Genomic DNA, 10,824 nt, shown 5'->3' on the forward strand with positions numbered 1-10,824 from the left:
CACCATCCCCGCCGACACCACCCCCGGCACCGCCCACTGGCTCCGCCTCCTCGCCCCGCAGACCAGCCTCAAGAGCGCCGGACTCACCGTCACCGCGGCCCCCACCACGCCCGAGCCGGCCACCCCGCGGATCCAGCTCGGCACCACCAAGGTCGCCGCGGGCGGCTCCGTCTCCTTCGCGCTGTCCGGCTTCGTGAAGGGCCAGGACATCACGGTCAAGCTCGACGACCAGACGATCCTCAAGCAGTGGACCGCCGCGGTGAAGGCGGACGGCACGTTCACGGGTACCGTCACCGTCCCCGCGACCGCGGCCAAGGGCGCGCACTGGCTGCGCGTCCTCGCCCCGGAGCCCTCCACCAGCCTGAAGGCCGACTTCACGGTCACCTCCTCGTCCGCCACGGGCGGTTCGGGCAACGGCGGATCGAGCGGCGGCGGTTCCAGCACCGGGGGCTCCACGGGCGGATCGACCGGCAGCACGGGCAACTCCGGTACCGGCACCGGAGGTACGAGCACCGGCGGCTCGTCCACGGACGGCTCCGGCTCGTCCACGGACGGCACCGCCACCTCCGCCACTTCCGCCACCATCACCGCGGGTTCGAGCGTCGCCGCAGGCGGCAAGGTGTCCTTCCGGCTGACGGGCTACCCCGCCGGACAGCAGATCACCGTGAAGTTCGACGACGGCGAGATCATCGGGCAGTGGCCCGGGGGCATCGCGGCGGACGGCACGTTTTCGGGCACGGTCACCGTCCCCGCCACCGCGACCAAGGGCGCGCACTGGCTGCGCTTCCTCGCCCCGAACCCGTCCACCAGCACGAAGGCCGGCTTCACCGTCACCTCCGGCGCGGACGCCTCGGCCACCGCCAGCGGTACGGGCGGGACGACGGGCACCGGCTCCGCCGCGGTCGACGGCTCGGCCGCGGCGGTCCCCGCCGCCACGGGCGCACCCGCCAGCGCCACCAACGCGAGCGGGGCGAAGGCGGAGATCACCGCCAGCGAGGTCCAGCCGGGCGGGAAACTGCACTTCAAGGTCGCGAACTTCCCCGCCTCGCAGGTCGTCACCATCAAGCTCGACGACGACGCCATCCTCGGCCAGTGGGACATCGACGCCGGGGGGTCGTTCGAGGGAGACGTCGACATCCCGGCCGAGGTGACACCTGGAGCGCACTGGCTGCGCTTCCTCGCCCCGAACCCCTCCACGACGCTCAAGGTCGACTTCACCGTCCTGACCGCCGATGCCGCCACTTCCCCGTCCTCCCCCTCTTCGGGTACGGCGACGACCACCACCGACGCGACCGTCAACGCCGCCTCGGTGCAGAGCGTCGAGGCCGGGGTTTCGTACGCGACGATCGCCTGGGCGGCCGGAGCCGCAGCCGTCGGCGGTGCCGCCGGAGCGGCGGGCGCCACGACCTTCGTCCTCCGCCGACGCAAGCCGCAGCAGGAGCAGCCGCAGCCGCAGCCGCAGCCCGACAACGCCTGACAACGCCTGACGCCGCGTCACGCAGTCGGTATCCCCACGAAGGGCCGCGGAAGGCCCACTTGAACAACCCCTGGACCGTCGCGGGGCGTTGTGCGCCTCGACGCGCACGGCGCCCCGCGACGCGTTTGGGTCCCGGGAGGTTCACCGCCACAGAGAACTGTGACGCACACCACCCCGAAATATGAAGAACTTAGGTAAGGCTAAGCTAACCTTCTAAGTAACGCCTCGCCACAAGAGGCGCACCAGTCAAGGAGATTGACGCAGCATGACGTCTGTAACCCGCCGCTCCATCAGCACCGCCATCGTTCTCGCCGTCGGCGGTTCGCTGGCTCTGGCCGGCACGGCGACCGCCAGTGCCACGGCCCACAAGGGCGGATCCGCCTCCACCGTCACGTCCGCCTCGCTGGCGACGGGCCTGTACCAGTCCTCGTACTCCGAGCGGAACCACGTGCTGTGGGCGACCACCGCCGTGGGCCGCCCGCCGGTCACCAACTCCAGCCTGCTGAAGGTGGATCCGCGGACCCTGAAGGTCGAGAAGACCATCGTGCCGCCGGTCACGGACGCGGCGACCGGCGCGGTCGAGGCCGTCTACGGTGTCGCGGTGGACGACGAGCACAACACCGTGTGGACGACCAACACCCGCAGCAACACGGTCTCGGTCTACAGCCAGAAGACCGGCGCGCACCTCGCCACCCTGCCGGACGTGGCGCACGGCCGCGACATCGTCGTGGACGAGAAGCACGACACGGTGTGGGCGAGCAGCTTCGCCGGTGCGAGCCTCGTCGCGTTCGACTCCAAGACGTTCAAGGAGAAGGGCCGCGTCACCATCGAGGGTTCGAGCCCGACCGGCCTCACGCTGAACGAGAAGACCGGCGCGGTCTACACCACCGACCTGAACAACGACCGCGTCATCGAGGTCGCCCCGCACAAGGCTCCGCGCTTCATCCCCGCCGGTGACGGCGCGATCTCGGTCGCCCTGTCCGCCAACGGCAAGACCGCGTACACCGCGAACCAGACCGCCGGCACCCTCTCGGTCATCGACCTGAAGAAGGGCGCCGTCACGTCGACCGTCGCCACCGGCAACGGCCCGCTGGCCGTCGCCACCGACAAGAAGTCGGGCCGCGTGCTGGTCGTCAACCGCACCGACGCCAACGTGACGGTCGTCGACCCGAAGAAGGGCGCCGTCGTCGAGACCCTCGCCACGGGCGCCAACCCGAACCACGTCACGGTCGCGGACGGCGTCGCGTACGTCGTCGACAAGTCCGGCTCGGGCACGGACGGCAAGGACCTGATCCACCGCATCGTCGTGGGTCACTGACCTCCCGGTCCCGGCATCGGCCACGCGGGCCGGAAGGCCGTGACCGCGACGCCCGAACGGCCGACGGCCCGTGCCCCACCGCTCCGGCAAAGGGCGCGGGCCGTCGGCCGTCGCGGACCGTGGCGGGGGACGCGGAGGAGCACGGGCAGGGCCCCCTCACGGCCTCCGGCAACCGCCGCGCGGCGCGTGCTCCTGGCGATGGCCGTACGCCCTCCGGAAGCCGCAGGGCCGCCCGGCACGAGTGAGCGTTAAGGTGCGATACGGAGCATGTGCGCGCATTTCGAGGACTTCTGAGCATCAGGCTCGGGGAGCACGTCGCGCGCCGAGGGGAGCGAAGCCGTGCATGGTGAGTACAAGGTGCCCGGCGGCAAGCTGGTCGTCGTGGATCTGGACGTCGAAGCGGGTGCCCTGCGCAACGTACGGGTCGCCGGGGACTTCTTCCTGGAGCCCGACGAGGCCATCACGGCCGTCGACGCCGCCCTGGAAGGAGCGCCCGCGGACACCGACGCCGCCGGACTGGCCGCACGGGTGGAGGCGGCGCTGCCCGAGGGCACGGTGATGTACGGGATCACCACCGAGGGCATCGCGGTGGCGGTGCGGCGCGCGCTCGCCCACGCCACGGACTGGACCGACTACGACTGGCAGTTCATCCACGAGGGCCCCCAGTCCCCCGAACTCCACATGGCGCTCGACGAGGTACTCACCGAGGAGGTGGCCGCCGGGCGCCGGGCGCCGACGCTCCGCGTCTGGGAGTGGGGCGCCCCCGCGGTCATCATCGGCAGCTTCCAGTCCCTGCGGAACGAGGTCGATCCCGAGGGCGCGGCCCGCCACGGCGTACGGGTGGTGCGCCGGATCTCCGGGGGCGGTGCCATGTTCGTGGAGGCGGGGAACACCATCACGTACTCCCTGTCCGTGCCGGCCTCCCTCGTCTCGGGGCTCTCCTTCGCGGACTCGTACGCCTACCTCGACGACTGGGTCCTCGCGGCCCTCGGCGACATGGGCATCAAGGCCTGGTACCAGCCGCTCAACGACATCGCGACCGAGGTCGGGAAGATCGCGGGCGCCGCGCAGAAGCGGGTGACCGGGCCCAAGGGCGGTCCCGGGGCGGTACTGCACCACGTCACCATGAGCTACGACATCGACGCGGACAAGATGCTCGAAGTCCTCCGCATCGGCAAGGAGAAGATGTCCGACAAGGGCACGAAGTCGGCCAAGAAGCGGGTCGATCCGCTCCGCCGCCAGACGGGGCTGCCGCGCGAGACGGTCATCGAGCGGATGGTCGACTCCTTCCGCAACCGCTACGGGCTCACCGACGGCCGCGTCACGGCCGACGAGCTCGCGCGGGCGGAGGAGTTGGCCGCCACCAAGTACAGCGGCGACGAGTGGACCGCCCGCGTGCCGTAGTCCCGGACGCCGAACCGCCCGTCCGGCTCCGGCACGGCCCGCCCGACCTGCGACGGGGTCGGTATCCGCAGGCACCCTCCGCGTTTGCGTCCACGCGGGCCGGGAACCTACCGTGACGCCCATGCAGTCCTACACGATCGGCCAGGCGGCCCGCCTTCTGGGCGTGAGCCCGGACACCGCACGGCGGTGGGCCGACGCCGGCCGGGTGGCCACGCACCGCGACAAGAGTGGACGCCGGCTCATCGACGGCGGGGACCTGGCGGCCTTCTCCGTCGAGGTCGCCGGGAGCGCGGGCGGGGGCGAGGACGAGGTTCCGTACACCTCCGTCCGCAACGCGTTCGCGGGCATCGTCACGGCGGTGAAGCTCGGTGATGTCGCCGCGCAGGTCGAGATCCAGGCCGGGCCGCACCGGCTGGTCTCCCTGCTGACGCGCGAGGCGGTGGAGGAACTGGGCCTGGAGGTCGGCATGGAGGCCACCGCCCGCGTGAAGTCGACCAACGTGCACATCGACCGGGTCTGATCCGAGCAGCCCCGTCCTCCCCCAGCCCCCGGGACCACGTGATCCCGGGGGCTGACGCATGTCCGGGAATTGACGGTCGCGGACGACGCTCGGGAACCGCATATGCCCCACCCGAAGCATCCGCACCGCAGCTGTTGCGAGGTAATTCGGGTCTTCCCCCTGGTATCTGCGCCAGTATGATCGGTCCGTGCATTCGCGTCGACCAGAGGGAGCAGACCCCGTGATGACCCGTTCCGCCCGCCGGACCCGTAGGACCCTGCAGTGGACGGGCGTGGGAGTCGCCGCGCTGCTGGCGCTGAGCGCCTGTTCCTCCTCCGACGACTCCTCCTCGGACGCCACCGCCACCCCGGCAAGCGCCTCGGCTTCCGCGTCCGCCGACGCCGACCCGAAGCTCTCCGGCACGGTGACCGTGTTCGCCGCCGCGTCGCTCAAGGAGAGCTTCACGACACTGGGGTCCACGTTCGAGAAGGCCCACCCGGGGACGAAGGTCACCTTCAACTTCGGAGGCAGCGACAGCCTGGCCGCCGGGATAACCCAGGGAGCCCCGGCCGACGTCTTCGCCGCCGCCAGCGCCAAGACGATGGCGATCGTCACCGACGCGAAGGACGCGGTGGGCACGCCCGCCACATTCGTGCGCAACCAGCTGGAGATCGCGACCCTGCCCGGCAACCCGGACAAGGTCGCCACCCTCAAGGACCTCACGGACTCCGGTCTGAAGGTCGTGCTCTGCGACAAGACGGTGCCCTGTGGCGCCGCCGCGCAGAAGGCCCTGGACGCCGCCGGGCTCAAGCTCACCCCCGTCAGCTACGAGCAGGACGTGAAGAGTGCGCTCACCAAGGTGGAGCTCAAGGAAGCCGACGCGGCCGTGGTCTACAAGACCGATGTGAAGGCCGCGGGTGACAAGGTGGAGGGTGTGGAGTTCCCCGAGTCCGCCGACGCCATCAACGACTACCCGATCGCGCTGCTGAAGAACGCCCCCAACGCCGAAGCGGCGAAGGCGTTCATCGCGCTGGTGCAGTCCGCCGAGGGCCGGCAGGTGCTGACCGGGGCGGGGTTCATCAAGCCGTGAAGCGGCAGACCGCGTCCGACGCCGTGACGGGCCCTTCGGTGGGCCGGTCACGGCTTCGCCGCGTCCGGGGCGACAGCACGGGACAAAACCGCGATACCGGCCGGAACCGCGATACGGGCCGGGGCGGCGGCACGGGTCGGCGCGGCCGGGTTCCGCTGCCGCTGCTGCTGCCCGCCCTGCTCGGCCTCGTGTTCCTGCTGCTGCCGATGGTCGCGCTGCTCGTACGGGCTCCCTGGCGGAGCATGCCGGAGCAGCTGTCCAGTACTGAGGTCTGGCAGGCGCTCCAGTTGTCGCTGATCTCGGCCACCGCCGCCACCGCGGTGAGTCTGGTGCTGGGTGTGCCGCTCGCCTGGGTGCTGGCGCGCACCGACTTTCCCGGGCGCGGGTTCGTACGGGCCCTGGTGACGCTGCCGTTGGTGCTGCCGCCCGTGGTGGGGGGTGTGGCGCTGCTGCTGGCGCTCGGCCGCAACGGTGTGGTGGGGCAGTGGCTGGACTCCTGGTTCGGCATCACGCTGCCGTTCACCACGGCGGGGGTGATCGTGGCCGAGGCGTTCGTGGCCATGCCCTTCCTCGTCATCAGCGTGGAGGGCACACTGCGGGCCGCCGACCCCCGGTACGAGGAGGCGGCCACCACTCTGGGCGCCTCCCGCTTCACGGCGTTCCGGCGGGTCACCCTGCCGCTGATCGCCCCCGGCATCGCGGCGGGTGCCGTACTCGCCTGGGCCCGCGCGCTGGGCGAGTTCGGGGCGACGATCACCTTCGCGGGCAACTTCCCCGGCCGTACGCAGACCATGCCGCTGGCCGTCTATCTCGCCCTGCAGGACGACCCGGAGGCCGCCATCGCGTTGAGTCTGGTGCTGCTGGCGGTGTCGATCGCGGTGCTGGCGGGGCTGCGCGACCGCTGGATGACGGCGTCATGACGGTTACGTCCGCGTCCGCTTCCGACGCTCCTGACTCCCCGGCGCCGGCCGAAGGGCTCGACGCCCGGCTCGTCGTGGACCGGGGGGCCTTCCGCCTGGACGTGGAGCTGAGCGCCCGGCCCGGCGAGGTCGTCGCGCTGCTGGGACCGAACGGCGCCGGGAAGACCACGGCGCTGCGTGCGCTCGCGGGCCTCACTCCGCTCTCCGAGGGCCGTCTGCGGCTGGACGGGGCCGAGTTGACGGGCGCGCCGCCGGAGTCGCGTCCGGTCGGAGTCGTCTTCCAGGACTATCTGCTCTTCCCCCATCTGTCGGCCCTGGACAACGTGGCCTTCGGGCCGCGCTGCCGGGGCGTCGCCAAGTCCGAGGCGCGGGCCCAGGCCGCCGCGCTGCTGGACCGCATGGGGCTGGCCGACCGGGCCGGGGCGAAGCCGCGCCGCCTCTCCGGCGGCCAGGCGCAGCGCGTCGCGCTCGCCCGTGCCCTGGCGACCCACCCCCGGCTGCTGCTGCTCGACGAGCCGCTGGCCGCGCTCGACGCACGCACCCGCCTCGATGTCCGCTCCCAACTCCGGCGGCACCTGGCCGAGTTCGAGGCGGTCGCGGTGCTGGTCACGCATGATCCGCTGGACGCGATGGTGCTCGCCGACCGGCTGGTCGTGATCGAGCGCGGCCAGGTCGTCCAAGAGGGCGCACCGACGGACATCGCCCGCCGCCCGCGCACCGACTACATCGCGCAGCTCGTCGGACTCAACCTCTACCGGGGGCAGGCCGAGGGCCACACCGTCCGGCTCGACGCCGGTCCGGAGATCACCACCACCGAGGAGCTCGCCGGACCGGTGTTCGTCGCGTTCCCCCCGAACGCGGTCACCCTGCACCGGGAACGCCCCACCGGCTCCAGCGCCCGCAACCTCTGGCGGTGCGAGGTCGACGGGCTGGAGACGCACGGCGACCAGATCCGCGCGGATCTCGCGGGCGAACTCCCCCTCGCCGCCGACCTCACCACGGTCGCCGCCGCCGAACTCGACCTGCGCCCCGGCGCCACGGTCTGGGCCGCGGTCAAGGCCGCCCAGACCCACGCGTATCCCGCCTGAGGCACCGCCCGGCACCGATGACACCGCCTGGCGCCACATGACACCGCCTGGCACCGCGTGGCGCCACATGGCATCACTTGGCGCCGCATGGCACCACCCGACACCCCCGAGCACCCCACCGAGTTACGAGGGCGTCTCTCATTTCCGCAGGTCAGGGCGGTACGTCCGGAGCGCACCCCGCAACCGGCGCCTCCACACTTGCGCATGGCGCCACAATGGTGCCATCATGGCGTCATGGACCTCACCCCGTATGTCGACACCCTCCGCCGCGAACTCGCGGTGGCCGCCGATGCCGGCGGCGACGAAGCCCGCGAGCTGGCGGAGAGGCTCACCGCCCCCCTGGAATCGGCGACCCGGCTGACCCTGCTCAACGTGCTCTCCGCGGCGATGGACGAGGTCACCCGCGAGCTCGCCCCGGGCTCGGTCGACGTACGGCTGCGGGGACTCGATCCAAACTTCGTGGTGACACGACCGCCCACCGACTCTCCCGCGGAGCAGGCCGCGCCCGCCTCGCAGCCGCCGGTCTTTGCCCAGGCGCCCGCCGACGGCGACGAGGGCGGCACCGCCCGCATCAACCTGCGCCTGCCGGCCCACCTCAAGACCCGCGCCGAGGAGGCCGCCGGCCGCGAGGGCCTGTCGGTCAACGCGTGGCTCGTGCGGGCCGTGTCGGCCGCCGTCGACGGCAGCCGGCCGCGCGCGACGGAGAAGGCGCAGACGCTCGGACAGAGCTTCACCGGCTGGGTCCGCTGAAGCCGGTCCCGGCCTGACGCCTCCCGAGCGGGCAGACACCAGCACATCCCTCATCCATGACACGTCCCACCAGCAGGGACGACCTCAAGACCCCGGAGGACGGGACAGCCATGCCTTCTTTCGACACCCCTGAAGCGATCTCGGTCACCGCACGCGTGGAGGCCGGCTCCATCCAGTTCACGGCGGACGCCCGCCTCGACACCGTGGTCGCGGTACGCCCCCGGGACCCGAAGCGGGACATGGACGTGCGGGCGGCCGGTCAGACCGAGGTGACGCACGCGAACGGCACGCTGACCATCAGGACGCCCAAGTCCGGCCTGTTCGGTCGTACCGGCGTCGTCGACGTCACCGTCGAACTGCCGTCGGGCTCGCGCGTCGACATGACCGGCGCCTGGGCCCAGGTGCTCGGCGAGGGGCGCCTCGGCGAGGTCCGCGTGAAGACCTCGTCCGGCGACGTACGCCTCGACACGACCGGCCCCCTCCACCTGACCGCGTCTCACGGCTCGATCACCGTGGACCGGATCGAGGGCAGGGCCGAGATCACCACCAGCTCCGGGAGCCTGCGGGTCGGGGTCGTCGACGGGCCGGGCGTACTGAAGAACTCGCACGGCACCACCACCGTCCGGGCCGCGACCGGCGAACTGCGGGTGAGCGGCGCCCACGGCGACATCGAGATCCACCGCGCGGAGGACTCCGTCACCGCCACCACCGCCCACGGCACCCTGCGCGTGGGTGAAGCGGTCCGTGGCACGCTCCAGCTGGAGACGAACTACGGCGCCATCGAGATCGGCATCCGGGAGGGCTCGGCCGCCTGGCTCGACGCGAGTTCGGGCTCGGGCCAGGTACGCAACACGCTCACCGCGTCCGAGGCGCCGGCCGATTCCGACAGCGCCGACAGCACGGTCAAGGTCCGGGCACGCACCCGGCACGGCAACATCGACGTCCGCCGCGCCACGGCCTGACCGCGGGGAGGGCCGGCTCCGGCCGCCCTCCCCGCCCACCCCTCACCCGCTTTTTCCCTTACCTCCCTCCTGACGACCGCGAGGCCTCCCATGCCGAAACCTGTCATGCCCACATCCAGAAGAAGTGCGGACCACCCGTCCCCGGCCGCCGTCTCCGCCATCGGTCTGCGCAAGTCCTACGGCGACAAGACCGTCCTCGACGGCATCGACCTGCGCATCCCGGCCGGGTCCGTCTTCGCGCTCCTCGGCCCGAACGGCGCCGGCAAGACCACCGTCGTCAAGATCCTCTCCACCCTCCTCACCGCCGAGGCCGGACAGGTACAGATCGCGGGCCACGACCTCGCGACCGCCCCGCAGGCGGTACGCGCCACGATCGGGGTCACCGGGCAGTTCTCCGCGGTCGACGGACTGATCACCGGCGAGGAGAACATGCTCCTCATGGCCGACCTGCACCACCTGCCCAAGGCGGAGGGCAAGCGGATCGCCGCCGAACTGCTCGAACGGTTCGACCTCACCGAAGCGGCCAAGAAGCCCGCCTCCACCTACTCCGGCGGCATGAAACGCCGCCTCGACATCGCCATGACCCTGGTCGGCGACCCGAGGATCATCTTCCTCGACGAACCCACCACCGGCCTCGACCCCCGCTCCCGCCACACCATGTGGGGCATCATCCGCGCACTCGTCACCGGCGGCGTCACCGTCCTCCTCACCACCCAGTACCTCGACGAAGCCGACGAACTCGCCGACCGCATCGCCGTCCTCCACGACGGAAGGATCGCCGCCGAAGGCACCGCCGAAGAACTCAAGCGCCTCGTCCCCGGCGGACACGTCCGCCTCGCCTTCACCGACCCCACCGCCTACCGCGAAGCCGCCACCGCACTGCCCGACGCCTCCCGCGACGACGACGCCCTCGCCCTCCAGATCCTCAGCGACGGCAGCCAACGCGCACTGCGCACCATCCTCGACCGCCTCGACACCGCGGGCGTCGAAGCCGACGAACTCACCGTCCACACCCCCGACCTCGACGACGTGTTCTTCGCCCTCACCGGCGGCGCCGTGCCGGACCAGCAGGGCCGAAAAAGCCGCCCGGACCAGGCGGACCACTCCGACCGGGCGGACGGGCCGGACCACGCCGACCAGGCGGATCAGCGGGGCCGGGCGGACCGGCAGAGCGAACGACCCCAGCCGAACCTCCCCGAGGAGAACGCCCGATGAGTACCTTCTCCCTCGCCGTGCGCGACTCGTCCACGATGCTGCGCCGCAACCTGCTGCACGCCAGGCGCTACCCCTCGCTCACCCTGAACCTGCTGCTCACG

At 71.8% G+C, this 10,824-nt stretch carries 9 protein-coding genes and 2 pseudogenes; all 11 read left to right on the forward strand.

Translation table 11 applies throughout. The features are described 5' to 3' along the window. Window positions 1-1,477 (forward strand): annotated as a pseudogene (locus ACFWEE_RS28875) (hypothetical protein); the annotation flags it as partial. Window positions 1,478-1,742: 265 nt separating this feature from the next. Then, complete coding sequence (locus ACFWEE_RS28880) at window positions 1,743-2,795, forward strand: YncE family protein (protein ID WP_386893485.1); 1,053 nt, start codon at window positions 1,743-1,745, stop codon at window positions 2,793-2,795. Between the two features lie 339 nt (window positions 2,796-3,134). Beyond that, a complete protein-coding gene (locus tag ACFWEE_RS28885) occupies window positions 3,135-4,199 on the forward strand; it encodes a biotin/lipoate A/B protein ligase family protein (RefSeq protein ID WP_386893486.1) in 1,065 nt (354 codons plus the stop codon). A gap of 121 nt (window positions 4,200-4,320) precedes the next feature. Beyond that, on the forward strand, window positions 4,321-4,719 hold the full coding sequence (locus tag ACFWEE_RS28890; RefSeq protein WP_386893488.1) for a molybdopterin-binding protein: 399 nt from the start codon (window positions 4,321-4,323) through the stop codon (window positions 4,717-4,719). Window positions 4,720-4,942: 223 nt separating this feature from the next. Then, window positions 4,943-5,788, forward strand: a complete 846-nt coding sequence (gene modA / locus ACFWEE_RS28895) for a molybdate ABC transporter substrate-binding protein (protein WP_386893490.1) — start codon at window positions 4,943-4,945, stop codon at window positions 5,786-5,788. Beyond that, entirely contained in the window at window positions 5,785-6,708 is a 924-nt protein-coding gene (gene modB, locus ACFWEE_RS28900; RefSeq protein ID WP_386893492.1) for a molybdate ABC transporter permease subunit, read from the forward strand. The genes modA and modB overlap by 4 nt, the downstream gene beginning before the upstream one ends. Further along, window positions 6,705-7,796: an ABC transporter ATP-binding protein gene (locus ACFWEE_RS28905; protein WP_386893494.1), complete on the forward strand. Its 1,092-nt coding sequence runs from the start codon at window positions 6,705-6,707 to the stop codon at window positions 7,794-7,796. Before modB ends, ACFWEE_RS28905 begins: the two co-directional genes overlap by 4 nt. Before the next feature lie 234 nt (window positions 7,797-8,030). Then, window positions 8,031-8,546: a hypothetical protein gene (locus tag ACFWEE_RS28910; protein WP_386893495.1), complete on the forward strand. Its 516-nt coding sequence runs from the start codon at window positions 8,031-8,033 to the stop codon at window positions 8,544-8,546. Between the two features lie 110 nt (window positions 8,547-8,656). Further along, on the forward strand, window positions 8,657-9,508 hold the full coding sequence (locus tag ACFWEE_RS28915) for a DUF4097 domain-containing protein (RefSeq protein WP_386893504.1): 852 nt from the start codon (window positions 8,657-8,659) through the stop codon (window positions 9,506-9,508). A 105-nt stretch (window positions 9,509-9,613) separates the two neighbouring features. Next, entirely contained in the window at window positions 9,614-10,723 is a 1,110-nt protein-coding gene (locus ACFWEE_RS28920; RefSeq protein WP_386893497.1) for an ATP-binding cassette domain-containing protein, read from the forward strand. Beyond that, a pseudogene (locus ACFWEE_RS28925) lies at window positions 10,720-10,824 on the forward strand (ABC transporter permease); the annotation flags it as partial. The gene ACFWEE_RS28920 and the pseudogene ACFWEE_RS28925, both read left to right, overlap by 4 nt.

The organism is Streptomyces sp. NPDC060184, assembly GCF_042728795.1.
Classification (GTDB): Bacteria; Actinomycetota; Actinomycetes; order Streptomycetales; family Streptomycetaceae; genus Streptomyces.